The sequence below is a fragment of the Proteus hauseri ATCC 700826 genome (assembly GCF_001654965.1).
GTDB lineage: Bacteria > Pseudomonadota > Gammaproteobacteria > Enterobacterales > Enterobacteriaceae > Proteus > Proteus hauseri.
Window position 1 is genome coordinate 238810 of sequence record NZ_LXEV01000031.1, and the last position, 26384, is coordinate 265193.

Sequence of the window (26384 nt, forward strand, 5' to 3'; positions counted from 1 at the left end):
TGTTATAAAAATCCTAATACATGCCCAATCACGCCAAATGCGAGGGTAGAGAAAATCAGTACCGGAGGCTTACCCCAAAATCCTGTGCTCTTAACCATCTTGTACATCAAGAAAACTAAACACAGAGGCAGTAAGTTCGGCATAATTTTGTCAAATAGCGCACTTTGTAACTCAACCACCTTTCCGCCGAGTTCTAGCGAGGCAGTGGTTTGAACCTTGATAAAGGTTGCCGATAGCGCACCAATAACGAAGATCCCCATAATATTTGCCGCTTTGGCAAGTTTTTCCGTTGCGTCGCTCATGTTTACCATCGCGGCAGTACCCGCGCGGTATCCCATAAACATCAGGCCGAAATACACTAAAAAGTGCACGATTTGATATAAGAAGAAGAAGACAAAAGGTCCCGCAATTGAGCCTTCCATCGCAATGGATGCCCCTAATGCTAAAGTGAGAGGCATCAGCGTCATATGATCAATGGCATCACCAATACCGCCTGTTGGCCCCATTCCCGCAACTTTCATTACGTTTACAGTAGAAGGTTTTTCTTTGTTCTCTTCCATTGCAACTGCTGTTCCTAATAGGAAGGTAAACAGCTTTGGACTTGCATTAAAAAATTGCAGATGGTTTTTCAGTGAGGTTGCATAGTCTCGTTTATTATTTCCATGAATTTTCTTCAATGCTGGAATAATTGAGAATGCAAATCCTCCGCCTTGCATACGCTCAAAGTTGAAGTTACCTTCCATAAACAGCCCGCGGAATGCACACTTCCAAAGATCACCCTTGGTGATAACTTTTCTAACGGTGGTATCTTGATATTCATCGATGCCATCAATCAAAGAACCCGTTTCTGGTTTATCTTGCGTTTTTAATGCAGTGTTATTATTAGATACCATCTTCGAAATCCTCATTTTGCTGACTGGTGTTTTTGTTATTACCACTAAAGAAGAAGTAAAGCGCTGCGGCTGATGCGCCTAAAATTGCCACTGCCATAATTGGTAGTTTTAAATAAGTTGTCATCACAAAACCAATAAAGAACACACCCGCCACTTCTTTCGACCACATGATTTTCAACAACATGGCGAAGCCGATAGCAGGAACCATTTTCGCACCAATACCTAAGCCTTCGAGTAACACTTTTGGTGTATTCTCATCAATCCACTGAGCTGCATGTTCCCCGAAATAAACCGTGACAAAGGCAACCAAGGCATAAAGGAGCGAGCGAACCGTTATCGTTATTATTAGTAACCTAGAAATACCCGATGCATCGGCTTTTTCGGCACAACGATCTGCTTTTCCCATAGTGAAGGCACTAACAGCAAAGAAGCCAATAATGAGCATTTGCATTAATACAGCGATAGGCATCCCAATACCCATAGCAACTTCAGGGGATTGATTTGTCATGACAGCAAAAGCAACAGCTGCAATAGTACCTAATGTGACATCAGGTGGTTGTGCGCCGGCATTTGGCACTAACCCTAACCATGCAAGTTCTAATGTTGCACCCGCGATTAACCCTATTTGCATATCCCCCATAATCAGGCCAACAACGGGTCCTGTAATTAATGGGCGGTGGATATTTAATGCAACGTCATACTTATCGATACCGCAAAAGAAGGCCCATAAAGCCACTAAAGAAGCTTCAAAAATCATAAATAATCCTCAAACCTAGCTGTGATTTAGGTTTTTTTGCTCAGGAAATTATCAAGCTGTTGCGAGTGCTAGCACATCAACAGGTGTCTGATCAGGGGTGTTTTGGATTGTGCATGTCACACCATTTGCCACAAGGCTTTTAAATGCCTCAATGTCTTTCTCATTAACTGAGACCGTTTTCGCAATTTGGCGCTTACCCTCATGAAAATGCATATTGCCTACGTTACAGTGAGTTATCGGCACGCCGCCTTCCACTAAACGCGCAACATCAATTGGGTTATTGCACAGAACAAAAATTTTCTGGCGAGGAGAAGCTTTACTAATCACTTCTATGGTTTTTTGAATAGAGAAAAAGCGAACAGCATATTCACCGCCTGCTGATGCTTTCATTCCAGCTTGCATGAAGGCGGAATTAGGACCTTCGGCTGCATCATCATTAGCAACTAAAATCAGGTTTGCTTCAGTATGTTTACCCCATGTAATACGGATTTGACCGTGGAGTAAACGCTCATCAATGCGGGTCCAGACAATATTAGGTGTGTTCATGATTAGCTCTCTTATTATATTTTATTAACTTACAGCAGACTGTGTGTCGTCTTTTTTGTATGAGAACGGATAAATAGTGACGCCTTGTACAACTCGGTTGATCTCTCCTGTTGGAGACGGGTTATCAGGCGTATTCCCTAGTGCAATGGAACTGTGAAACGCGAATGATTGCGCCAACATCAAGTAAGGAAACAATAGCGCCACATCCGAACAGTTCTCTAGTGCAGGAATATAAACAAAACTCTCTTTTGAAAAAGAATTATCATTTCGTGCGGTGATCGCGATCACCTTGCCTGATGCATTATCGTGAATAATCTCTCGTAATAAGTCGGTCTCATATTGACGAGTGTAAGGATCGTTAGAGAAAAACATCACAACTAACGTTTCTTTATTGACGATAGATTTAGGGCCATGACGGAAACCTAATGGGGTATCAAAACTCGCCACAACTTTACCCGCAGTAAGTTCCAACATTTTTAACGAGGCTTCTTGCGCAAGACCTTGTAACCCACCGCTGCCAAGATAGATGACTCGCTTAAACTTCCCTGCATATTCATTGCGAATAACAAGATTTGCTTTCTCAAATTGCGCTTTATAATCACTAAAGAAAGGTGCTATTGAGTCACGAAAAACACTATCCCCCAAAAAGATGGTGACAGCTGCCATCATCATGGATGAAAAACTTGAGGTCATCGCTAAAGAGCGATCATTGGATTCTTCTGGCATTAGTAGCGCCAATGCACTCTGATTGTTTTGGCAGTATTCGTACAGCTTGCCATTAGGATTGCATGTCAATACCAAGTGATAACATTGAGATAAACATTCAGCTGCTACATCTAATGAAGCAACACTTTCTGGGCTGTTACCAGAACGTGCAAAAGAGATTAATAATGTGGGGATATTTTCTGCCAAATACTCTTGGGGATCGGCAACTAAGTCAGTTGTTGCAATGGCATCAACACGACGCTTTATATGACCACTTAAAATCGGCGCTAATGCTCTACCCGCAAATGCGGAGGTTCCAGCACCGGTTAGAATAATTCTGGCATTAGGTGCAGCAAGTGCTTGATTCAGAAACGCTTGAATATCAGCACGTTTTTCTTGAATTGACTGCCATGTTTTTTCCAGCACTCAGGTTGTTGCTCAATTTCTTTCGCAGTCCAAAATGCATTCAGTTGCTCTAATTGAGCGGTCTGATAACTTAAATATTCCATGGTTTCCCTCAATTAATGGACATAACAAGCATCGGCATAAACCGACAACACGTCGCGAATTTTCGCAATAACAAAGGATTCAGGGGTGCCGTCGATCATGCCTTCTCTTAATTGAGTAAATTGATACGGCAAATATTGGCTGAGCAAAGGTAACGGAATAGGTTTAATAGATAAGTTATCCATCAACGTATCAATAGCGGCATTAATTTCAGCATCAGGCCAGTAATAACGAATGCGATCACTAAAACTATAAACTCGCGCAAAAGCTTGTTGATGCGTATCACCGTGATAATACTTTTGCCAAAACTCCGGCTCACGACACATCAAATGCTCCATCTTTTCACGTAATTTTGAGCATTGTTCTGGTGCAAATAGCGTCTCTTCAATAGCACATAACGCATATAGTCCTTCACGCATAGCAAAGGTTAACGCGGGGCCTACTTTTAAGATGGCAAAGTGATCATTTACCAGCTGCTTATAAGCGCCTTTGGTTTGATAATCGGTAGAATGAGCTTCGAAAACAATATGAGGGTAATCATTCACAACTTGGCTTAACGATTGTGCTTTTTCTGTTTGATAATCAATGACACCGGTGTGATCAAACTCAACGCCTGGCTGAACCACTAATCCGACAACACGCGTCCAGCAATCACCCACGCCGGCATCATGAAAAGCTTGGCGATGGCACTCAAGGGTTTTTCTTGCGGCTTTAGGAGAAGTGACTTCGACTGTATCTAATTCTTCTGCGGCACCACCAGGGACAGGTACTTCAGTACCAACAACATACACAATGTCGCTAGAACCAAATGTTTCTTTAGCTGTTTTTTCAGCGATAACGGCTAAACGAGCAGCGCGTGATGCAACAATTTCATCTGTTAATGGAATGGGATCACCGTGACAAGACATACTGCAATCGAGGTGGATCTTTTTAAAACCCGCAGCAACATAGTGTGCAATTAACACATCTGCGTTTTTCATTGCTTCTTCAGCGGTTAGATGTTGCCAACGATTAGGACCAAGATGGTCACCACCAAGAATTAATTTCTCAGTAGGAAAACCGATATTTTCAGCTTGTTCAATAACATATTGGTAGAAGTCAGCAGGGGTCATACCCGTATAACCACCAAATTGATCGACCTGATTAGAAGTGGCTTCAATCAGCAGAAAGGAATCATTATCCAGCGCTTGTAATAAAGCTGCTTCTATTACTAAAGGGTGGGCAGAACAAACAGAATAAATACCATTCTGTTTGCCTGATTTATGTTGCTGAACAATCTTTTCTAAAGGATGCATTTAAATACTAACTCCATAATCAACACCGGCGGTGCTGCTAATGGAGTTAGCAAATTACGATGCCTTATCGTCGACGATAATTACTTCGATTTTGTGATCTTTCAGTTCCTGAATATACTCTTCAGGAATACCTGAATCGGTCACTAACACATCAATTTCACCGAACTCTCTGATCATATGACAGCTACGCTTACTGAATTTCGTAGAATCTGCAACCGCAATAATAGTCTCTGAGATATCACACATTAAACGGTTAAGGCTAGCTTCCTGTTCATTGTGAGTGGTAATACCGACACGTAAATCAAATCCGTCAACGCCGAGAAAAACCTTATCAAAACGGAAATTTCTCAGACTATTTTCAGCTTGCGAGCCTGAAAAAGACAAAGCACTTTTGCGCAATACACCACCGGTCATTAATACTTCTACGCCTGTGGTATTTGCTAACTCCATTGCGACATCCAGACCGTTTGTCATGACCACTACATTTTCGCGCGACTTTAAATGTGTCGCTATTTCGCGAGTAGTTGTCCCCGAGTCAAGAATGACGGTATCTCCATCCTTTATCAGCGTTGCGGCCGCTTTCCCGATCAATGATTTTATCCCCGCATTTTGTCCACGTTTTTCGTGGATACTCAGTTCGGCAATAAAACCTGTATTAGGGATTGCTGCACCATGAGAACGGACGATATAACCATTTTTCTCAAGAAAACTTAGATCGCTGCGGATGGTGACACTTGAGACTTTAAATAATTCAGCGAGATCTTCGACTCTGGCTTTACCTTTTTGGTTTACCATGTCTAGGATTTCCATACGCCTCTCAACTGCCGCTTTCACTTTCGTCTCCTTACGAAACTAAAAGACTTAACTTTCGATTGGTTTCGAATGTAGTTTACTACGCCAAATTTAACCGACAACGCAAAAAAACAAAACTTTTGATCTCTTTCACAAACTTTCGATTCATTGTCGGTTGCTTACGAGTATTTTCGTGTCGAATCAATAATAGCCTTCAGGCCATCAGTTTCCAATCAATAAAATGATATAACCCAATGCAATACTTATGATTACACTATATACATAAAGACAAAACACAAAAAACCAGCGTTAACACCCCTATATTTCACCATAAACAGATTAAAATTTTATTCCATTCATTTCTTTTCGAATTAGAAATAAAAATAAATAGCTCAAAAAATCAAAAAATAACGAAATAGTATCATCTCGAAAGCAATTAAAGCGAAAACTACCACTTTATTCTTTCGATGAATACTTTCATTTACTTTCGTTATTTTGTATTTGTGATTTTAATCTCTTTTGTTTTTATAAAATTTGCGTAATGTAAAAGAATAAAAAGAGACTCAGGAAATGAACCCATGGCAATAAATCAACCTGCTTATTTTCATATGATGGCAAAACCCACAAGCTACCATTGTAATATTAAGTGTGAATACTGCTTTTATCTTGAAAAAGAAAATATTTTTCAAGAAGAGGAAAAAGAAGCAGGGCATACCGTTATGGCTGACGGTGTACTACGTCGTTATATTAAAGATTATATTCAATCTCACGGCGGTGATCAGGTTGATTTTTCTTGGCAAGGTGGTGAGCCAACACTTGCAGGATTGGCTTTCTTCCAACAAGTTGTCAAATACCAAAAGCAGTTTGCACAAGGTAAAACCATTACCAACAGCGTACAAACTAACGCGATAGCAATTAATCGCCAATGGGCACAATTCTTTGCTGATAACCATTTTCTATTAGGTGTTTCTATTGATGGTCTTGAAGCTGTTCACGATAAGTATCGTATTTCTGTTAACGGAAGCCCTACCTTTGAAAGAGTAAAGCGTGCGATTAAGTTATTAAATGAATATGGCGTTGAATTTAATACATTAACCGTCGTTAATGATCAAAACTGGAATAAAGGAAAAGAAACCTATCAAGCATTAAAGGAATTAGGCTCCGTTTTCTTTCAATTTATTCCTATTGTCGAAGTAGACCGCCGTTTTCCGCATACTCATGGTGGACATTATGCACCAGGTCCTAACGCGCAATTAGCGCCCTTTTCAGTTCCGGCTGAAGGCTATGGTCAGTTTATGACCGATGTTTTCAATGAATGGGTTCGCCAAGGCGATGTTGGAAAAATATATATTCGTTTATTTGACAGCTTATTAGGTACATGGATGGGATATCCCGCCTCTACGTGTATTCAATCAAAAACCTGTGGTCAGGCATTAATTATTGAATCTAACGGTGATGTCTATTCTTGTGATCACTATGTTTACCCTGCTAATAATTTAGGTAATATTCATCAAAATAGCCTCGCTCGTTTAGTTACATCAAAACAACAACAACGTTTTGGTCAGAATAAATACGACAAACTTACCGACCTTTGTAAACAATGCGAAGTACAAAGCCTATGTTATGGCGGTTGCCCTAAACACCGTATTATTGCGGTTGAAGGGGAAAAGTATCGTCACAATTATCTTTGTCGCTCATATAAAAAGATCTTTCACCATACAGCAATGGGTATGCAACTTATGCACCAGGCAATCTCTCGTGGCGGTTTAGCTAGCGATGCCCTCCCTGCCATGCAAAAAAATTATATCAAATAATATTAATCAGCTAATTTTACTCATTTGGAGACCATCCGTGACGCTACCTTTTATTAAAAAAAGTTTACTTACTGGGTTAATAGCAACGTCTTGCATTAGCATACCTTTAACGGCTAATGCAGGCGGAACCCCTGAAAAACCGAACGTTTTGCTCATCATAATGGATGATTTAGGTACCGGGCAGCTTGATTTTGTACTTGATAATTTAGATGTTGAGGCTTTATCACAAAGACCAACACCATCGCGTTATGATGGCGACATTAATAAAATGGTAGCAGCTGCGCGAATTGCCATGCCAAATATCAGTGAGATGGCAAACGGCGGAGTGAAAATGACCAATGCTTTTGTCGCTCATCCTGTGTGCGGCCCATCAAGAGCGGGTATTTTTACTGGGCGCTCACCTGCCAGCTTTGGCACTTATAGCAACGATGATGCTATTTTAGGTGTTCCTCAAGATATCAAGCTATTACCTTCTCTTTTTCAAGAGAATGGCTACGCAACAGCAAGCATTGGCAAATGGCATAATGCCAAAGTGATAAGAAAACCAAAAATCAACGAAAGTAAGCAAACTCGCGATTATCACGATAATATGATTTCAACACCTGAAAAAGGCTATGCGCCTTATGAACGGGGTTTTGATCATGACTTTAGTTATTACGCATCAGGTGTTGCTTTATGGAATTCACCGGCATTTTGGCGTAATGGTGTTAATGTACCCGCCCCAGGTTATACCACCCATCTTCTTACTGATGAAACGTTAAAATTTATTGATGAACATAAAGACAAGCCCTTCTTTATTAATCTCTCTTATAGCGTGCCCCACATTCCTTTAGAACAGGCTTCTCCAGCTAAATATATGGAAAAATTTGATACTGGCAATGTAGAAGCTGATAAATATTTTGCAGCACTAAACGCAGCTGATGAAGGTATTGGACAAATCATTGCAAAATTAAAACAAAATGGTGAATTAGAAAATACCTTGATTTTTTTCTTATCTGATAATGGTGCAGTTAATGAATCACCAATGCCAATGAATGCAATGGACAGAGGTTTTAAAGGGCAAATGTTTAATGGTGGGGTCAGAGTGCCTTTTATTGCTTATCGCCCTAATCATATTCCTGCCGGTACAAAAAGTGATGTGATGATTTCAGCGTTAGATATTTTACCAACCGCATTACAAAGTGCGGGAATATCTATTCCTGAAAACCTCAATGTTGAAGGCAAAGATATTATGCCGCTATTAAAAGGTGAAACCACAACGCCTCCTCATCAGTACCTTTTTTGGGCAGGCCCTGGCACTAAACATTACAGCGAAGAAAACCAAGAGTTTTGGCATGGTTATCATCAATGGATCACCTATCAACGTAAAACACCACCAACAAATCCGAATTTAGAAAAACTCTCTAAAGGTGCATGGGCGGTACGTGACGGTGAATGGGCACTCTATTTTTATGATGATGGCAAAAATCAGCCACAGCTATTTAACGATAAAACGGACCCCGCAGAATCGGTTGATCTTGCCAAACAAAATCCACAAAAAGTGCAGGAGTTAAAAACGGCCTATTATCAGTGGATAAAAGATAAACCAAAACCTGTGTTATGGGGTCAAGACCACTATCAAATATTAGTGGATTCAGCAAAACCTTAACTCTCTATTTCCGTTTTGTTTCGCAAGGATGCGTCTTTTTTCTGAGATACGAAAATGGCTATTGAAATTGCGTCTTCGCCACGCCCAAAATTACCTTACGAACATCCTAACGTAAAAATTTATCAGCGTTTATTTAAGGAAAATATTATTCGACGATTAGTCAGAAAATCGGCTTATCGTCGCCATGATAGAACGATAACTCATTTTTTTAATGATGAAACTCAGCCTCTTTTTTCTTTGTGTGAAATGCTGACACAATATGTCACCGAGGCCTTTCATCACTATCAGGTATGGGGATACTCTCATGCTTATTATCCTGGCGCTCCCGGCCAGCAAACAGTAAAAACAGATGCGATAGAGGGTGTGAGCCGAGTACTTCCTTTATTAGCGGCATGGGTTGTAAGCAGTAAAAAAAGCACATTAACAGGACTTAACCAGCAAGTTTTCAATTTACCGCTAATTATTAAACAAAGCTTTATTCATGGAACAGATCCCCTACATAAAGGTTATTGGGGAAAATTAGAAAACTATGATCAGCGTATTTGTGAAGCCTCTGATTTAGCACTTACATTGTGGATGAGCCGCGAATGGGTTTGGAATACACTAACGCCCGCAATAAAGCAGCAAATTATCACTTGGTTTAAACAAGTCAATCAGTGTGAAATTGTAGATAACAACTGGCATTTTTTTCCGTTAACGGTGCAATTTGTTATCAAAGCACTGACAGGCGAAGATACAGTAACTCATTGGCGTTATAAACGATTAAAAGAGTTTTATGTTGGTGATGGCTGGTTTCGTGATGGCGCAAAAGGAAACTTTGATTACTACAATGCTTGGGGATTTTACTACTCTCTTTATTGGCTAAACCAAATCAGCCCCGAGTTTGAAACTGAATTTATCACTCAATCACTCGATAAGTTTAATCAGTATTACTTACATTTTATCACGCCAACGGGAATTCCTTTTTTTGGCCGTAGTGCTTGCTATCGCCTTGCGGTTTCTGCACCACTGCTTGCTGGCGTTGATTTAAATTGCCCTTCAGTCAAGGTCGGTGAAGCTAAACGTGCCTTAGAGACCAGTTTGCGTTATTTCATTTCACAAGGGGCATTAAAAAATGGCTCACCAACGCAAGGTCTTTTTGAACACGACCCTCGCCTTGTTGACAACTACAGTGGCCCCGCGAGTAGCTTTTGGTCATTACGTGCTGTGATTATTGCATTGTATTGCGCAGAACGAACTCATCTGTGGCAAGCCCCAAGTTTACCCTTACCGATAGAAAGAGAAGACTTTCGTTTCGAAATCCCCGCTATTAAAGCTTTTGTTGTTGGAACGAAAGCGACACAAGAAGTGAATGTTATTTTTTGTGAAGAATATACTCAGCAGCAATCACCGAAGAGTCGTTGTTTAGCCAAGCAAACTTTCTCGCAAAAAATCGCAGAAACACTAATAGGGCAATCAAGAAGACCGAAGAATAACCTATTACGTAAAGGGATCACTAGTTACAGTTCTAAAATGTCACACTTCTTCTAATACCTTTCATTTACTTTCGGTATGAAGGGGATAAAAATGTGATTTAGATCTTTTACCTTTTCTTTTCTTTCGTTTATTATAATTCGTAATTAAACGAAAGATGAGAGGCAAATATGTATCTGGTTTCTACTCGTAATATGCTAAAAAAAGCACAGCTTGGCGGTTATGCTGTGCCAGCTTTTAATATTCATAATCTGGAAACCATTCAGGTTGTGATGGAAACAGCCGCTGAAATGGCCTCCCCTGTCATTTTAGCAGGTACACCCAGTACGTTTGCTTATGCAGGGAGTGATTATTTAATTTCTATTTGCCAACAAGCAGCAGAGCACTACCGTATTCCGGTTGCTCTACATTTAGATCATCATGAAGATATTCCTGATCTTTGCCATAAAGTGATTTCAGGTGTGCGATCCGCTATGATTGATGCCTCTCATTTTCCATTTGAGGAAAATATTCGGATCGTCAAAGAAGTTGTCACATTCTGTCACCACTGGGATTGTACGGTAGAAGCAGAACTTGGCCGTCTAGGTGGACAAGAAGATGATTTAGTCGTTGATGCAAAAGATGCACTGTTTACAGATCCCGATTCTGCTGTCCAATTTATAAAAGCAACCGGCATTGACTCGCTTGCCGTTGCAATAGGCACAGCACATGGCATGTATAAACATGAACCTAAATTAGATTTTGATCGTTTAAACATTATTCGCCAAAAAACAGATATTCCTTTAGTTCTTCATGGCGCGTCGGGTATTCCTGATGCTGATGTTCGTCATTGTATCGATTTAGGTATTTGCAAGGTCAATGTTGCAACCGAACTAAAAATCGCCTTTTCCAATGCTATCAAGCAATATTTCTTAGATAACCCAGATGCCAGTGATCCTCGCCATTACCTCGTCCCCGGTAAAGCGGCAATGAAAGCGGTGGTTGCAGATAAAATTCGTGTCTGTAAAAGTGATGGGAAACTGTGAATATAAATAACACCGTCGCCATTATTGGTGAATGCATGATAGAACTGAGTGGACAACCATTTCAGCCACAACAGCAACGTTTTGGTGGTGACACACTCAATACAGCACTCTATTTATCGCGATTAATGCCCGCACTCCACCCTGTTTATATAACAGGACTTGGTGCAGATGCTTATAGCAAACTCATGCAACAAGCCTGGGAACAAGAAGGTATTAATTGCCAATCAATTATCACTATCCCTGAAAAATTACCCGGGTTATACGCTATTGAAATCGATCCCCAAGGTGAGCGTAGTTTTCATTATTGGCGTAATGATGCTGCTGCTCGCTATATCGCAACAGATAAACGCTTTACTCAATATCTTAATCAGCTACCTGACTACAGTGTGGTCTATCTTAGTGGGATTTCTCTAGCTATTTTGCCCCAAGAAGGGAAACAAGCCTTACTCAGCCAATTATCTGAACTTAAAAAACGAGGAATTACATTAATTGTTGATTCCAATTATCGACCACGTTTATGGAACTCAATAGAAGATGCTCAAATATGGTTTGAAAAGCTATACCAATTGAGTGATATCGCGCTAGTGACTGGTGATGATGAACAGCTGCTTTGGCAACAGGGATCACTATCAGAAACGGCTATAGCTGAACGGCTTCATCAACAAGGCAATCACAGTGTGATTGTAAAACTTGGCTCTCGTGGCGCTTTTTGGTCTAAAGATGGCCTGTCTGGCTATATCACACCAAAACCTATTGATAATGTGATTGATACAACCGCTGCTGGCGACTCTTTTAATGCCGCATTTATCGCCGCATGGTTACAAAAAAAGTGCTTACCTAGTTGTTGTTTATGGGGAAATACACTGGCGGGATTAGTTATCCAACATCATGGTGCCATTATTCCTCACGAAATTACCGATTTATTCTATTTACTTATCAAGGACAATTATGACGCAGTCAATTGTTGATACTCTTTCATCTTTGAAAGTGATCCCCGTGATCCAAATTAATCGCGCTGAAGATGCAATTTGGCTGGGTGAAGTGCTAACCCAAAATCAGTTACCCGTTGCCGAAATTACCTTTCGCACCCCTGCCGCCGCAAAAGCCATTAAATTAATGCACGAAAATTTTCCTGAATTGATTTTATGTGCAGGAACCGTACTCACACCAAAGCAAGCTGATAAAGCAAAAGAAGCAGGAGCAAGTTTTGTTATCTCTCCGGGTTATAACCCAACCACGGTAGATTACTGTTTAAAAAATGGTATTGATATTGTGCCTGGCATTAATAATCCGAGCCAAATCGAAGTCGCTTTAGAAAAGGGACTGACATTACTAAAATTTTTCCCTGCTGAAGCCTCTGGTGGAATAAAAATGCTTAAAGCATTGGCCTCACCTTATGCTCAAGTGCAATTTATGCCAACAGGAGGGATTAGCTTAAATAATGTCAGTGAATACCTTGCTATACCTCAAGTTATTGCTTGTGGTGGCAGTTGGATTGCAACCTCTGAATCTATTGATAATCAAGATAAACAGGCTATTGCTAATCATATTCAAAGCATCCATTCATTATTAAAAAATAAAGGATAAACAAGATGAAACAGGTTGCCGTGTTATTGGCCGATGGTTTTGAGGAAGGCGAAGCAGTTATTTTTATTGATATCATGCGCCGTCTTGATATTCATGTAGATGTCCTTTCTTGTATGGATACCTTGGTTTTAAATACTTATTTTGGTACTAAAATTAGTGCCGATTATTTATTAACTGAAAAACAAACACAGAGTTATGACGCAATAATGATGCCGGGTGGTCCTAAAGGCACAGATCGACTATGTGCTAATGAGCAAGTGATTAGCTTTATTAAGCATCATATTGCTGAAGATAAATATATTTGTGCCCTTTGTTCTTCTGGTGCAAAAGTATTAGCTGCACATAATCTGCTTGAAGGCCGTAATTACAGCACCGGAGATAAACTGGCAGATAAATATGATGATGGCCATTATCTTGATCAAGATATTGTCGTTGATGGAAAATTTATTAGCGCTAAAGGTTTAGGTGTGAGCTTTGAATTTGCCTTTACTGTTGCCCGCCATTTATTAAGTGACAATACACAAAAAGTAGACTGGCAAGCCAATCATATCTATTTTAAACATTGGCCTTTATCTTATCTTGATTAATTTTTCAGATATTCAATAAGTAATAATAAATTGCCCTACAACTTGTTAGTAATAGGGCAATTTTTTAATCATCTAATAGATAATCTATTAATGTTTAATACTAGAGAAATCCCACTCTTTTAAAGCGTTTATCGCCTGCTTATTCTGATATTTGGCGGCAAGCTGTAAATAATCATAAGCTTTTTGCAGATCTTGCTGGCTCTTATTACCAACTAATCCTTCATAATACATATAAGCAAGTTTATATTTTGCTAATCCATGATGCGCACCTTGCTCTAAATCAGTTTGCTCATAATATTCTGCGGCTTTAATGTAATTTTTCTCAATTCCAGCTTGGCCTAAATACAGCATATCACCTGCAAGGTGTGCCGTATTACTATCTCCGAGTTGAGCACCTAAATCATAATAATAGAGTGCTTTCTCACCATCTTGCTTAATATTATGATCATTTTCATCACGATATAATCGACCTAATGCATTGTATCCCCAAGGATTTCCCGATTTGCCCGCTAATTCATAAAAATAGAGCATCTTAGTGGTATTTTTAGGGAGAACGTCATCACGAGAATAAAAGCTTCCTAAATAATAAGCGGACTTACCATCACCTGCTTCGGCTGCTTTTATTTGTCTCTCTATTGTTTCACGGTAAGGCTCAAATTTTAATGTCTGATGATAACTTTCTACGCGTTTTTCTATCTCGCGTTTCTCATTTTCACTCAGTGTATTAATCAGCTTGTTATCAGATATTCTTTTATCTTTTAATAACGCGTAATAATAGGCTTCTTTAGCATCACCTTTTTGCGAGTAAACTTTATAAAGTCCTGACAATCCAGTTTCTTTGTCATATTTTAATGACTCTTGATACCAATAGATTGCTTTATCAAGGTCAAAATTTTCTTGGCACTCATTCTCTAAATAAGCATCAGCTAACATATTCATCAATATACCAGCGTGATAATTTAATTCTCTTTTTGATGCTTCATTTTGCTGACTTTTTTCTACCCATTTAGATAAATATTGAGAAGACCTTTCAATATCAGAATAGGTATTACATGTATTTCTTGGCACGGTTAACTCAAATAATTTACGTGTTGCGGTTAAACTTCCTCTCTCATCTGCAACATATAAATAAGCTAATGCTTTATCAAATTCATTAACTGCATAATATTCAAATAACCGAATAAGCGCTTCATTACGCGTTTCAGACTCGGATTCTAATAAACTTAAATATTTAGATGTATCTTTTAAAATAACCGGTTTTCTATTTTCGTTTACTGTTCCCATTTGATAAAGATCAGCTAACGCTTCAAATGCAAATAGTGATAATTCATCATCAATATCTCGTGATCCTTTTTCTAAATACTCAATAGCCAGTTTATAGTTATCTGAATCTATTGTTGTTTCTGGTTCAGATAAATAAATCGCTGCTAATTGAATTCCAGAATAGAGGTCATCTTTTTTAATACCTAAGAGATACCATTTTTTCTTTTCACTGACGTCTTCAGTAATATCAGTTAAGCCTTTAATGGCTGCAAAATTACCTGCATTTAAACTCTTTTCGTACCACAATTTTGCAGCAAAGAGTTTGCTATCATCTCGGTACTTATTAGCTACAGCTAAAATAGCATCAGCATCCCCTTTTAAAGCAACAGTTACTGTCGAATCATAGAACTGAATTTCTTTATTAAACTGATTTTTATTTGGATATTTTCTTAGCCAAGTAATTGCTTCATTCCAGTCTGGTTCAATAATCCATTTATTTTCATTTTCATCATAAGAACCAGATATCAGTAAATTAGCATAGGCATAAATAGCATCTTCATATCCATTTTCACTCGCTGCTTTTAAATAAATACGTGCTTTGATCACATCTTGTTTAACACCATGACCTTGTTGATAAGCCCGACCAACACGATATTTAGCAATAGTACTTTCATTAGAGAGTTTTAAATTAAGATCAAATTCATTCATGCTCTCAAGATAGTAATTATCACTTTCATTTGTTTTAATAAAATATTCTCTTGCTTTAGCTCTATTTGCTTCAACAAGTAAGCTACCTTGTAAATACTGTTTGGCTAAGTCTTCGGTATATCTTCTATTACCTAATTTAGCGAGTTGTTGATAATAATTAAGTAATTTAGCCCTATTTTCTTTAATGAGTTCATCTTTACTATAATAATTTATACTTTCTATTAATGCTTCTTCATTTCTTGCATTGGTAGCTTTTTCTAAATAAAACAACCATTTCTGAGAGTTTTGTTCTAAGCCAAACTTTCCATATTTATATGCTTGAGAAAGTTTATAATATGCTGCGGCATCACCTGCTTCGACACCTTTAATAATCAGGTTTCTCTCATCGATACCTTTTTTAATTTCATCCAAGCGCCATTTTAAAAAACTAAAATCAGGATCTTTTATCTGATTATAGTAATAAAGAGCTTTATCAAAATCAGATATAACACCATAACTCCCTTTTTGGTAAATTTCCCCAAGATCATACAAACATTGATAATCAGCTAAATTGGCACATTTTTCATACCACACAATAATTTGATCAGGTTGGATCCCCGTTAAATGCCTAAATTTATTTTTAAAAAATAAGTCGCCACCAATGTAATTGGTATTATTAAGATTTTTAATTATATATGTTATTGCATCGACATAATTTAAATTTGCTGATGACAGAATATAATCATAATAATATTTCAATTCTTCATCTTTAACCGAATCAATATTTTTTATTTTGTTTATTTTAGTGATGGCATATTGATAACTAACAATAGGATCTTTACCTAACAACGAATCAACTAATTTCTGTGCCTCAATATTATTTTCATTCAGTGCAAAATAGACCCAATATTTTTTGGCATCTTCATTATCAGCACCATATTTAAATAAAATAAATTTAATATCTTCTTTTTCTTGTGCTGTTAAAGAGTTGTAATATCTCTCTTTAGATAAAATCTCTATTATGTTTTCAATCGCTTCTTGTTGTTTGTTCTCTTGATATTGAACCAGTGATTTTGCATAGTGCACTTGAGAATTATAAGACTCTTCATTTGATTTCAAATAGATCTCAAAGGCTTTATCTTTATTTTTTTCCGCATCTTCTTTTAATAACTCATCCGCATAATAATAAGCAAACTGGTAATTATTATCTTTTTCTATATCATTTTTAATAAATGACATAATTGCGTTTTTATCAATATACTTATTAATATCATAACGATAATATAGAACAATAAGGTCTTGATGATATCTTTCTCGATCATTACTCTCCTTTATTATATCTTTATATAAAATCACTGCTTTTTCTAAATTTTGTTTTGTACCTAACCCATAAGCGTATTTATATGCAAGCTTACCTTTATTATAGTTATTGGGTAATAACTCACTTGCTTTTAAATTTAAATCAAAAGCTTTATTTAAATCGTATAATTTACTACTACTATTCTCATGATAAACCATACTTGCTAGCATTAATGCTTTAGCATCATCAGAATAATTTTCTAGTAAATATCCGGTATACTTTTCAAGTAATAAATCTAATTTTTCATCTTTATCATAATAGTTTCTTAACCCATTATTAATAATATTAAAAAGAGCTTCTTTATGTTTTAAATCTGCGGCTATTGTTAAATATTTCTCCGCTAGCTCCATATCATAATCTAAATTATCATCAAAATAGATATTCGCATATACTTGATAAAGTCGATAAACTGCATCAGGATAATTTTTCTCAGCAGCTTCAATTAGATAGTTTGTATTTTCTTTTGATGTTATATAATGCAAATAAAGTGCTTTAGGGTCTTTTTTATCAACTAATGGCTGAAGATAAGAGAGGGCTTTTGTTTCATCTCGCTTAACATCTCTACCTGTAGTATACCTTTCAAACAATGAGTAAATAGCATTCTCATTACCCTTTTCTGCTAAAAGAATTAAATTATTAATAATCTCTTTTTGCTCTTCTTCTGTTTGATAGCCATAAAGAGAAAGCGCAGTAGGTTCTAAATTTTGCATTCCTTCAAATATATTTGAAAAATATTTAATACTCAGCATTTTATATTTTTCTGCTAAAACTGGATTTTTTTCAACTTCTTTACCACCATCTTGATAAATACTTACTAATAGAATTGCTGGAAAAGGAAATTCTGGAGTTAATAACTCTTCGGATATTTTAATCGCTTTTTTCGCATCATCATCATACTTATAAGCAATAGCAGCAAGAGCAAGCTTAGCGATACTTGAATTTTGCTCAGCAGCTTGAGTAAATAAGGCTTTTGCTTTTGGAATATTAATGGTAACTTTATTACCATCCCCTTCAAAATATTTTTCACCTAAAAGAATTTGGGCATTAACGACTCCTAACTCTGCCGCTTTGTTGAGCGAAGCCAAGCCATATAAATCTTCAGGAATATCTTGTAATTCGCCATGATAACGAAAATAACCTAAATTATATAACGCATTTCGATTACCTTGGTTTGCAGATTTTAATAGCCAATATTCAGCTTTTGATTTATCGCCAGCGATATTTTTCCCATCCCAATACATCATTGCTAAACTAAATGCAGCCTGAGCATTATCATCCGCCTTCGATAAAAAATAGTCATGAGCATTCTGATAGTCTCCTTGCTCATAAAAATCATATCCCTGCTGGATATTAGTTATAGAGCTAACTGGACTATTTTTAATAAAAAAAAGGCCAAAGAAAATGGAAACGAATATAAAAATAACAAGCAAAATCTTAATTTTTTTAGTCATAACATCCCTATAAAATATTTAAAATAAAAAATACCATTTTTAGGTAAAAATACCTAAGTAACAGGCCCATTTATCAAAAAAAAACTAACACTTCTACCTTAAATAACAGTTTTGCAATATTTATTTTTTTATTTTTATATTGCTCAAAGAAGTGAGTAAAATAATATCAACAACTCCTTTTAAAGGATAGCGGCTGTAACTTTGATTAATCTTATAATTACGATATTAATGTTTATTTTGTGCAGTAAATTACACTTTTTCTTCCGATATTATAAAGTATAGATAAAAAATTTTCACTGTAAAATATTTGTTAATTATTCTCATAAAAAGAATAATTAACATTATTGATAATGAAAAATACTCACTGCATTATCAAAGAATATATTTAGACATTAAATATAAGTAAAAACTCAAAAATTATATTTCAAATTAAATAAAATTTATCATTCCCCATCAATAACAACATAAGATAAATAGATCAATCATAAATTTTACATTTTGTTTCAAATCTCAACACTAATAAATATTATTTTTAATAAACTACTATCTATAAGAAATAGTGATTAATAAAATTGAAGGGAAAGCAAAATGTTTATTCGGAAAATTATACTTTTATTATTAATATCTTTTAACACGCAAGCATATGTTATAAATGAAAAAAATCCTCAAGAGTATCGTTCATTTAAATCAAACTATTCTGATATGATTGAATTAGCTAATGAAACACGCTTACCACAACGTGTTTTCTATACTTCACCAAGTACAGGAAGAAATGCTTTATGGTTTGATGCCGTAAAGCATGGCGATTTAAATGAAGTCAAAACGATGGTAGGCAATGGACAAGATATAGAAGTCAAAGATACAGGAAGTCTCTATCAAACAGCACTGGGATGGGCTGCATTTATTGGCGATGATGAAATGGTCGATTATTTAATTTCACAAAAAGCGAATCTTTGGGCTGGCGATAAAGGCGATAAAGATGATGTCTGTAATGCATTAAAATCTGCCGTATTAGGTAATAATGCTCAAGTTGTTGAAAAAATTTATAACCTAATGAAAAATGATATTAATTTAAATGACCAAAATTTAGATAATGATGGCGAAACACTCTTAATGGTTGCAGTGAGTTACAATCGAATTGATACAGTGAAATATCTTTTATCACAAGGTGTAGATGTAAATCTTTCAACGACAATAAAAGATATTTCGTCATCTGCTTATAATCAGAGTGCACTCACTTACGCATGTGAAAATAATTTTAAAGAAATACAGAATTTATTAATCAAAAGTGGTGCTATTAATCATCGAACTGGCAAGCCATCTTGTAACTAACTATTAAAATTATTTAATAAAATTTCTTTATGACCTCAGCTTACATACTATTATGGGACTTTTTATTATTAATAATAAAGAACAATATCTATTATTTTTTAAAAATTAATTAATCGAATAAGTGATCAACCATTTTTTAATAGCTAATATGACTAATTGCCACTTATTGCTAACAGGCTAGATAGATAGTGTTCTGTTTGTTGTCTATTTAGATATTTTTATCGTCATCATAAATAATAACATTATCATCACGGCTATCAGATTATGTCCTTCATCTATTTTTAATCCCCGATAAAGTATCTTTACTCATTGTCGTAATACTCGATATACTTTCTTACTTTCTTACTTTCTTACTTTCTTACTTTCTTACTTTCTTACTTTCTTTAATTATACTATTTCCCTACTCTTGTACTGCAAAAGAATCTAATATCATAAGTGGAAGGTGGTTATTTATATATCATTAAAAATGATTTTTTACTCCTATATAAACGTTATATATTGAGATTAATAAAATTAAACTAGACTATAACATTCTAATTTATCAACTATTTTCATCTAGTTATAAGTGATATTTCACTTAGGTATTCGCCAGCCTGACTTATTCATTACATTAATAAAATTGAACATTGTTTTTATAAAAAATCACATTAAACTTTGTCAGGTTATGTTAATACCAAAGGATTGTTCATATGCATAAGTGGGTTTGTATTAAATGTGGTGAAAAGGAAATCTCTCAATACACTGAATACTGTGATAAATGTAGTGAGAAATTAACAGAAAAAATTGGAGGATGGCTTTACCTTCCTGCTATCGGTCTCATTTTTATGCTTATCACTAGTTTAATCAGTATTGTTGAAGCGATTAGTGAAACACTTCCATTATTAAGCTTAGTGACAGCAAGTTGGAAATTATATTTGGGTTTTGCATTTATCTTAGACCTGTTTATTTTTACTCTTATTATTGTTACAGCAATTTCTTTTTTCAAAAAACTAACAAGAACGCCAAAGCTATATATTTTCTTGCTTATCGCAAATATTGCGACAAAAGGTATTGCTGGATTAATTTTGATGTATGGAATGCAAGCCCCCGTTGATTCTGAATATACTATTGATCTTATTCGCAGTATTTTCCATGCTGTTATTTGGGTATCTTATTTCCGTGTTTCCGTTCGAGTTAAGAAAACTTTCGTGAATTAATTCAACCTAATTGAATTTTTTTATCTAAAACATAATTAAAAAAGCCCTCTAAAAGAGGGCTATTGTATAATAAGCAACCATTAGAATCTGTAAAGACTAAATGGTTTTGGATCTAAAATAGGTGTTTTACCAAGTAATAGATCAGCCGTAAGTTCTGCTGATACAGGACTTTCGGTCATACCCCAACCTGTTGCAGTATTGATCACTAAACCAGGATACTCTTTTACTTGAGAAATAATTGGGTTTTCATCTGGTGCGATAGCCATTGCACCACTCCACTGATCAATTAATGTTGATTCTTTAAATGCTGGGAATTCAGCTTTTAATTTTTCTAATGAAGCATTTAATTCAGGAAGATCAGGTAATGCCGTCATATTTCTGAATTGCTCAAATGGAGAAACTTCATTTAATTTCCAATGAGTCGATTGCATAAATGAGTTAATTAATTGCTCATTTAATGAAATATGTACTGGGAAATCGGGTAGCGCTAATAAAGGCAGATATTTATAACCGTAAGTAAAGGACTCTTTTACTACTGGAGCAACAATAACACGAGGAGATGTTGCATAGGTACCATCCGCCTGCTCACGGAAGAAAATACCACCAGGTAAGGCGACGTTGCCACCCGGCGCGTTAGGGGCTGCGCTAATAAGCTGTTGTGATTGATATGCTGGCAATGTAGGAACATCAACATTTAGATTTTGCATAAAGAGTCTAGACCATACGCCGCCAGCAACAACGACTTGAGACGTTTTAATCGCCCCTTTTTCTGTTACTACATCAGAAATAACACCCGCTTGAGTTTCTAATCCTCTTGCTGCGCATTGAGTATAAATCTTAACACCGATTTTTTTGGCATATTCAGCCATGACAAAAGTCGCAACTTCTGGATCGAAACTACCAGAATCTTCTTCAAATCCTGCAATTTTCCAATCTGTTGTCGCGCCACGGAGACGTTGATTTAACTCAGCGCCTTCAATAATTCTTGTTTTAAATGGGATGTCTGAGCCAACATCTTTACTTCTTGTTTCGATCCATTTTCTTACGTTAACTAAATCTTCTTCATCGAGAGGAACTTCAACACGACCTTGTGTGCGATAAGCAGTATCAATACCAACTTTGGCATTCATTTCACGCCAGCGATGTTTTCCAAGATGATGAAGTAGGAAAGTTTCATCTGGCATTTTGTAACTTATTGCTTGGCCATAAAAACGAGAGGATTGTTCACCTGCAATATTTCCTTTTTCAACGATAGTTACAGTTAACCCACGTTCAACAAGGTTAATTGCTGTCATTATTCCTAAAATACCCGCACCAATAACCACAACATCAGACTGTTTTGGCAATGCGCCTTCCGTTCCTTCAACAAAACCATGTCTTGGTGTGCCTGGGACAAATCGTCCCTCTCGAGTTAACATTGGAGTTAAAATACCGGCGCCAGCAGCAACAGCAACAACTGTTCCACCAATAATAAATTTTCTTCTGGTTATTGCCATTTTGAAATAGTTCCTTTCATAGGATGAATAATTAACACTCGAACAATAACGCCATTTTATTCCTTTTGTAAACTATTTGTAAACCATTAGTAAAGTGGTGGTATTATTTTCATTCTAGTAATCAATTTCTGTCTAGAGGCTATAAATTCCAACAAATCATAAAATTGAGAAATTTTTCATGGGAAATAATAATTTTTTGAAATCTTTTACTATTAATTATGTACGACTACGTAATTATTTAATTAGTTAATATTTTGAATAATAAAAGATTTTATTAATATTCTTTTTTAAGGGATGGAAAGGTAGAAGGAGTTGGGGCTAAGAGTGATAAAACAGTAAAGTAACATATTGGTTACATATCAAGTTTGAGAGACTTTTTGTGAGATAATTTGGAATAACAGAAATAGATAATTTAATTATTCTGATTTAATATTCTATAATTATTTTTAATAATAGATAAAATCCATATTAAGCCAATATTAAGTCTAATTAAATTTTAATTTATTCAATATTGTTTTAACAAAAATATTATTTTAACAAAAAATTAGCTCTCTTTTTCTGAATAGAAAATGTTTGAATAATAAATAATTAAAACTATCTTTATAATTTAGAAATTTTCAAATTATGATAATGGCTAAATCAATAACGTCTTAATAAGAGCGACACAGATCCGTCTCATAATAGAAAAATAGTAATGTTGAGATAAACAGAAATGATTGATTTTAAATCCCTACAGGATTCGAACCTGTGACCTACGGCTTAGAAGGGCGTTATATACTGATTTCATTGAGTTTTATATAATTTCATGAGATTTCATCTTTTTGATTTACAAGGATTTATATACCTTGCATGATTTCAGCTAGTTTCATATCATTTCTTCGTTACTTGACCCGTTACTTGACCCGCAAACAACCTGTAAATGGAAATTAGTTATGGCTAGCGTATTACTGACTGATAGTAAAATACGAGGACTGAAACCAAAGAAATCTGCGTATTATACTTGGCAAGCATCAGCGACTAGAGGCACTGGACGCCTTGGCGTAAAAACATATCCATCTGGAAGAAAAGTTTTCGTCTACCGCTACTTCAAAGATGGAAAAGAGAAATTTATATCGCTTGGTGATTACCCTAATTTATCACTAGCAGATGCTGCAGCAAAATCCGTAGCAGCTGCTACCGAATCATCATCCCCAGAGAGAATAAAATATGAACACGCCACAGTAAAACAGCTTTTTGATGATTACATTGAAGATCAAAAACGACAAGGCAAGCGTTCATATGATAAAACTCAAAACAGACTAAATCAGGTTCTAGATAGTAAGCATATTGATGCCTCTATGCCTGCAAAAGATGTGACTCCAGATCATATAAAAAGAATACTTTCTGAGTTTATCTCCCGAGGTGCTTTGGCAGGTTCGAACAAAGTAAGAGCAAACCTACATGCGGTATTCAACTTCGGGTTATTTGCCGATAATGATCCAGCAAAAATAAACGAGCGCGTTATTTATGGATTGGAACGAAATCCTGTCACTGTGGTTCCTAGACAAAAAGGTGCAGATAAAGCGTTAGATAGATTTTTATCATGGGATGAGTTGAAGCTATTATTAGAGCTATTCAATAAGCCCACCATCGAATGCCCTATTAACTCAGATTATGCGCGTCTATTTCTATTTTGCGTTTATTCCGCAGGACAAAGGCCATGGGAAATTCTGGCCAATACTCGCGACAATTGGGATAAAAAGAACAATACATTAACGGTTCCACCTCATATTTCAAAAACAGGCGATTATCATGTCATTCCACTGGTACAGCCTGCTATTGATATTCTTAATATCCAAGAACTATTGTATCCAACATCAAATTATCTTTTCCCTGCTGATACTAAAGAAGGACACTTGCTAACGTCTGAATACGCTAAACAATTAAATAAATTTTGTAAGAAAAATGAGTTTGAGAAATTTACACCTAGAGATGTGAGAAGAACATTCAAAACATTGGCTGGAGAAATGGGAATAAGTTCTGAGTTAAGGGATATGGTACAAAACCACAAAAGACCAGGAGTTTCTCAAAAGCATTATGATAGATATGATTATTTAAGAGAAAAACGAGAAACGCTTGATACATGGTGTGAAAAACTATCGTCGCTAAAAGAAGCATAGTATTTATATATCATTTAAATTCCTTATTGTAGGATAGATGTAACCCACAATAAGGAATATTAAAAATGAGAATGACCTCACGCAAAAAAGAGATAATGGAATTATTTAAACCTGACAATCTTGAATGGGTAACGGGTGAAATTGGCGCACCACCTTTCGACGTTTCAGGTGTAGCTTATATGCTTAAAGGAATGGATTCTTTTAACAAGAAAAGCATTCTCGAATCTACTCGCAGAACATTAGATAGCATGGTAAAAGATGGCTTATTAGAGAAGATATCCAGCTATGAAAGACGACAAAACAAACACCATGGCTCAAGTTCATCACCGGGTGTTCGCTGTGTCGTTAGTCGGTATGGATTACAAGGAAAGTGTCGTCTTGTGAAATGTGAAAATGACGGAGAGGTCTTTATTGAAGGTAAGTACATCAGAATTGATTAATCCAAACAGCCCATTACAAAAGACACAAAGAACTTATAATATTACGGCCACTATATACAAAGCTCTTTTCTCAAATGATAAGTTTGTAATAATAAAAAATCTTATCAGGTGCGCCGTAAAACCCCATCCTTCAGAGCGGGGAGAATGTCAAATCAATACTAATATTAACTAGTAGCTGTTTGAATTTTAAAATACAATACCATGTCATTTTCCTCTAACCTTCGTTCCCCTTCATATTCTTCTAGCACATACAGATGTAGTGTATGCCTACCATATAAAAAGTTTTATTTTAATAGATAAAAAAATATTTTTATCTATAATAGAATAGCCTTGTAACTCTTTGCTTTATAAAAGCTAATTACAAATTATCTATAACGGAGATAAAAAATCATGGGTACGCTAGATTTCATCATCGGGCATAAAATAAAACAAAAAAGGACGGAGCTAAAATTAACAGGTAAACAAATGAGCAACAAGCTCGGAATAAGCCAACAACATTACTCTCGGTTAGAAAATGGAGGTGCGAAAATTACCGTTGAACATTTATTCTCTATCGCATTTATTTTAGGAGTCAAACCTCAAGAACTATTACCTAATTATAATTTTTCAAATGAAAAAGAGATAATTAAAGCAAAACAATCATTATCAGCAGAAACCATTCTGCCAATAAGGAAAAATAAAATATGAATCCCATAATTACAGGAAAATATTGTTTTTTTATTTTGATTAAAAACAATGTGAGCAATTGAGTACATAAAAAGGAATTCGTTGCTCTACATACAAAATACAACTATAAACTTTTGGAAAACACTATTTCTGGTGCGCTATTGGTGTCCTGATTTTCTTCCTCTTCTTTTTGTCTGCGTTCCTCTTCTGCTTTCTGCGCTTCTTCCATCTTACGCATTCTCACGTTATAGATTGATTGCTCTGGCATCTGTACACGAACAGAAATAAAACGACCGGCTGGAATATCAATTGGGTCGCCATTTTTAAAGCCATCAATTTCATTATTCGCAAATGATGGAGCATCAGGATGAGTGCGATGATAAGTTTTAACGAGAATAGAGCCGTCGGAATTAATTTTAGAGTTAACCCATATTAGCGGTTGTTTATTTACATCGAGTGGAATTTCAATACCGCCATCAACACCGCCCCAGCCTGCATCGGAATTAAATCCAAGTACACCCTCGATAAGATATTCGCCCTGAGATACTCGAGTAACCGTAGCGCCTTCTGACTCATCGTTGGTGGTAAATGTACCGTCGGGATAAATGTCAATGATGGGGGAGGCTCGTTTAATAAACCCGTTACTGTCTACCGTTGTGTTGCCAGTTCCCCATGTTGTATTCCATACCATTCCAGCAGGAGTGA

Annotated in this window: 20 protein-coding genes, 1 tRNA gene and 1 pseudogene; 12 read left to right on the forward strand and 10 right to left on the reverse strand. The window is 36.1% G+C overall.

Annotated features, from left to right (window positions below):
* Window positions 1-2: 2 nt before the first annotated feature.
* The 6 genes and pseudogenes from M997_RS14355 to agaR form a co-directional block, all read right to left on the reverse strand.
* Complete coding sequence (locus M997_RS14355) at window positions 3-893, reverse strand: PTS system mannose/fructose/sorbose family transporter subunit IID (RefSeq protein ID WP_064720795.1); 891 nt, start codon at window positions 891-893, stop codon at window positions 3-5.
* Entirely contained in the window at window positions 883-1650 is a 768-nt protein-coding gene (agaW, locus tag M997_RS14360; RefSeq protein WP_064720796.1) for a PTS N-acetylgalactosamine transporter subunit IIC, read from the reverse strand. The genes M997_RS14355 and agaW overlap by 11 nt, the downstream gene beginning before the upstream one ends.
* 51 nt (window positions 1651-1701) lie before the next feature.
* Window positions 1702-2196, reverse strand: coding sequence for a PTS N-acetylgalactosamine transporter subunit IIB (gene agaV, locus M997_RS14365; RefSeq protein ID WP_064720797.1), 495 nt, complete (start codon window positions 2194-2196; stop codon window positions 1702-1704).
* A gap of 24 nt (window positions 2197-2220) precedes the next feature.
* Window positions 2221-3410: pseudogene (locus M997_RS14370) on the reverse strand (SIS domain-containing protein).
* A gap of 12 nt (window positions 3411-3422) precedes the next feature.
* Window positions 3423-4703: a tagatose-bisphosphate aldolase subunit KbaZ gene (kbaZ, locus tag M997_RS14375; protein WP_064720798.1), complete on the reverse strand. Its 1281-nt coding sequence runs from the start codon at window positions 4701-4703 to the stop codon at window positions 3423-3425.
* A gap of 54 nt (window positions 4704-4757) precedes the next feature.
* Window positions 4758-5537 carry a transcriptional repressor AgaR gene (gene agaR / locus M997_RS14380; RefSeq protein ID WP_064720799.1) on the reverse strand — a complete coding sequence of 260 codons (780 nt, stop codon included), beginning with the start codon at window positions 5535-5537 and terminating at the stop codon, window positions 4758-4760.
* Between the two features lie 536 nt (window positions 5538-6073).
* Here agaR and M997_RS14385 point away from each other — a divergent pair.
* The 7 genes from M997_RS14385 to M997_RS14415 all read left to right on the forward strand — a co-directional run bounded on the left by M997_RS14385 (window position 6074) and on the right by M997_RS14415 (window position 13629).
* Complete coding sequence (locus M997_RS14385; RefSeq protein WP_064720800.1) at window positions 6074-7309, forward strand: anaerobic sulfatase maturase; 1236 nt, start codon at window positions 6074-6076, stop codon at window positions 7307-7309.
* A 37-nt stretch (window positions 7310-7346) separates the two neighbouring features.
* A complete protein-coding gene (locus M997_RS14390; protein WP_064720801.1) occupies window positions 7347-8957 on the forward strand; it encodes a sulfatase family protein in 1611 nt (536 codons plus the stop codon).
* A gap of 54 nt (window positions 8958-9011) precedes the next feature.
* Window positions 9012-10487 (forward strand): DUF2264 domain-containing protein, encoded by a 1476-nt coding sequence (locus tag M997_RS14395; RefSeq protein ID WP_064720802.1) that lies wholly within the window; start codon window positions 9012-9014, stop codon window positions 10485-10487.
* A 113-nt stretch (window positions 10488-10600) separates the two neighbouring features.
* Window positions 10601-11455: a tagatose bisphosphate family class II aldolase gene (locus tag M997_RS14400; protein WP_064720803.1), complete on the forward strand. Its 855-nt coding sequence runs from the start codon at window positions 10601-10603 to the stop codon at window positions 11453-11455.
* Window positions 11452-12423: a sugar kinase gene (locus M997_RS14405; RefSeq protein ID WP_064720804.1), complete on the forward strand. Its 972-nt coding sequence runs from the start codon at window positions 11452-11454 to the stop codon at window positions 12421-12423. Before M997_RS14400 ends, M997_RS14405 begins: the two co-directional genes overlap by 4 nt.
* Entirely contained in the window at window positions 12404-13042 is a 639-nt protein-coding gene (locus tag M997_RS14410) for a bifunctional 4-hydroxy-2-oxoglutarate aldolase/2-dehydro-3-deoxy-phosphogluconate aldolase (RefSeq protein WP_064720805.1), read from the forward strand. The genes M997_RS14405 and M997_RS14410 overlap by 20 nt, the downstream gene beginning before the upstream one ends.
* Before the next feature lie 5 nt (window positions 13043-13047).
* On the forward strand, window positions 13048-13629 hold the full coding sequence (locus M997_RS14415) for a DJ-1/PfpI family protein (protein WP_064720806.1): 582 nt from the start codon (window positions 13048-13050) through the stop codon (window positions 13627-13629).
* A gap of 87 nt (window positions 13630-13716) precedes the next feature.
* Here M997_RS14415 and M997_RS14420 read toward each other — a convergent pair whose 3' ends face one another.
* Window positions 13717-18390: a tetratricopeptide repeat protein gene (locus M997_RS14420; protein WP_064720807.1), complete on the reverse strand. Its 4674-nt coding sequence runs from the start codon at window positions 18388-18390 to the stop codon at window positions 13717-13719.
* 588 nt (window positions 18391-18978) lie between these two features.
* On the opposite strand from M997_RS14420, the gene M997_RS14425 reads away from it, so the two are divergent.
* Both M997_RS14425 and M997_RS14430 read left to right on the forward strand, forming a co-directional pair.
* Window positions 18979-19722, forward strand: a complete 744-nt coding sequence (locus M997_RS14425; RefSeq protein ID WP_192876372.1) for an ankyrin repeat domain-containing protein — start codon at window positions 18979-18981, stop codon at window positions 19720-19722.
* Window positions 19723-20411: 689 nt separating this feature from the next.
* The gene (locus tag M997_RS14430) at window positions 20412-20918 is read left to right on the forward strand and encodes a DUF2569 domain-containing protein (RefSeq protein ID WP_064720808.1); all 507 of its coding nucleotides are present in this window, start codon (window positions 20412-20414) and stop codon (window positions 20916-20918) included.
* Between the two features lie 80 nt (window positions 20919-20998).
* Here the strand turns inward: M997_RS14430 and M997_RS14435 are convergent, their stop codons facing one another.
* Together M997_RS14435 and M997_RS17515 are read right to left on the reverse strand one after the other, a co-directional pair.
* Window positions 20999-22414 carry an NAD(P)/FAD-dependent oxidoreductase gene (locus tag M997_RS14435; protein WP_064720809.1) on the reverse strand — a complete coding sequence of 472 codons (1416 nt, stop codon included), beginning with the start codon at window positions 22412-22414 and terminating at the stop codon, window positions 20999-21001.
* Between the two features lie 723 nt (window positions 22415-23137).
* Window positions 23138-23228 (reverse strand) — tRNA-Ser (locus M997_RS17515).
* Window positions 23229-23346: 118 nt separating this feature from the next.
* Here M997_RS17515 and M997_RS14440 point away from each other — a divergent pair.
* The 3 genes from M997_RS14440 (at window position 23347) to M997_RS14450 (ending at window position 25700) form a co-directional block, all read left to right on the forward strand.
* On the forward strand, window positions 23347-24573 hold the full coding sequence (locus M997_RS14440) for a tyrosine-type recombinase/integrase (protein WP_064720810.1): 1227 nt from the start codon (window positions 23347-23349) through the stop codon (window positions 24571-24573).
* 65 nt (window positions 24574-24638) lie between these two features.
* A complete protein-coding gene (locus M997_RS14445; protein ID WP_064720811.1) occupies window positions 24639-25013 on the forward strand; it encodes a hypothetical protein in 375 nt (124 codons plus the stop codon).
* Between the two features lie 390 nt (window positions 25014-25403).
* Window positions 25404-25700 carry a helix-turn-helix domain-containing protein gene (locus M997_RS14450; RefSeq protein ID WP_064720812.1) on the forward strand — a complete coding sequence of 99 codons (297 nt, stop codon included), beginning with the start codon at window positions 25404-25406 and terminating at the stop codon, window positions 25698-25700.
* A 103-nt stretch (window positions 25701-25803) separates the two neighbouring features.
* Here M997_RS14450 and M997_RS17590 read toward each other — a convergent pair.
* Window positions 25804-26384 (reverse strand): phage tail fiber protein (locus tag M997_RS17590; RefSeq protein ID WP_487246381.1); only part of this gene is annotated, 581 nt, incomplete at its 5' end.

What these genes read in the sequence shown, in the direction of transcription:
- M997_RS14355 (WP_064720795.1), bottom strand. Translation starts at nt 893, where the DNA reads ATGGTATCTAATAATAACACTGCATTAAAAACGCAAGATAAACCAGAA.
- agaW (WP_064720796.1), bottom strand. Translation starts at nt 1,650, where the DNA reads ATGATTTTTGAAGCTTCTTTAGTGGCTTTATGGGCCTTCTTTTGCGGT.
- agaV (WP_064720797.1), bottom strand. Translation starts at nt 2,196, where the DNA reads ATGAACACACCTAATATTGTCTGGACCCGCATTGATGAGCGTTTACTC.
- kbaZ (WP_064720798.1), bottom strand. Translation starts at nt 4,703, where the DNA reads ATGCATCCTTTAGAAAAGATTGTTCAGCAACATAAATCAGGCAAACAG.
- M997_RS14385 (WP_064720800.1), top strand. Translation starts at nt 6,074, where the DNA reads ATGGCAATAAATCAACCTGCTTATTTTCATATGATGGCAAAACCCACA.
- M997_RS14395 (WP_064720802.1), top strand. Translation starts at nt 9,012, where the DNA reads ATGGCTATTGAAATTGCGTCTTCGCCACGCCCAAAATTACCTTACGAA.
- M997_RS14400 (WP_064720803.1), top strand. Translation starts at nt 10,601, where the DNA reads ATGTATCTGGTTTCTACTCGTAATATGCTAAAAAAAGCACAGCTTGGC.
- M997_RS14410 (WP_064720805.1), top strand. Translation starts at nt 12,404, where the DNA reads ATGACGCAGTCAATTGTTGATACTCTTTCATCTTTGAAAGTGATCCCC.
- M997_RS14415 (WP_064720806.1), top strand. Translation starts at nt 13,048, where the DNA reads ATGAAACAGGTTGCCGTGTTATTGGCCGATGGTTTTGAGGAAGGCGAA.
- M997_RS14420 (WP_064720807.1), bottom strand. Translation starts at nt 18,390, where the DNA reads ATGACTAAAAAAATTAAGATTTTGCTTGTTATTTTTATATTCGTTTCC.
- M997_RS14425 (WP_192876372.1), top strand. Translation starts at nt 18,979, where the DNA reads ATGTTTATTCGGAAAATTATACTTTTATTATTAATATCTTTTAACACG.
- M997_RS14430 (WP_064720808.1), top strand. Translation starts at nt 20,412, where the DNA reads ATGCATAAGTGGGTTTGTATTAAATGTGGTGAAAAGGAAATCTCTCAA.
- M997_RS14435 (WP_064720809.1), bottom strand. Translation starts at nt 22,414, where the DNA reads ATGGCAATAACCAGAAGAAAATTTATTATTGGTGGAACAGTTGTTGCT.
- M997_RS14440 (WP_064720810.1), top strand. Translation starts at nt 23,347, where the DNA reads ATGGCTAGCGTATTACTGACTGATAGTAAAATACGAGGACTGAAACCA.
- M997_RS14445 (WP_064720811.1), top strand. Translation starts at nt 24,639, where the DNA reads ATGAGAATGACCTCACGCAAAAAAGAGATAATGGAATTATTTAAACCT.
- M997_RS14450 (WP_064720812.1), top strand. Translation starts at nt 25,404, where the DNA reads ATGGGTACGCTAGATTTCATCATCGGGCATAAAATAAAACAAAAAAGG.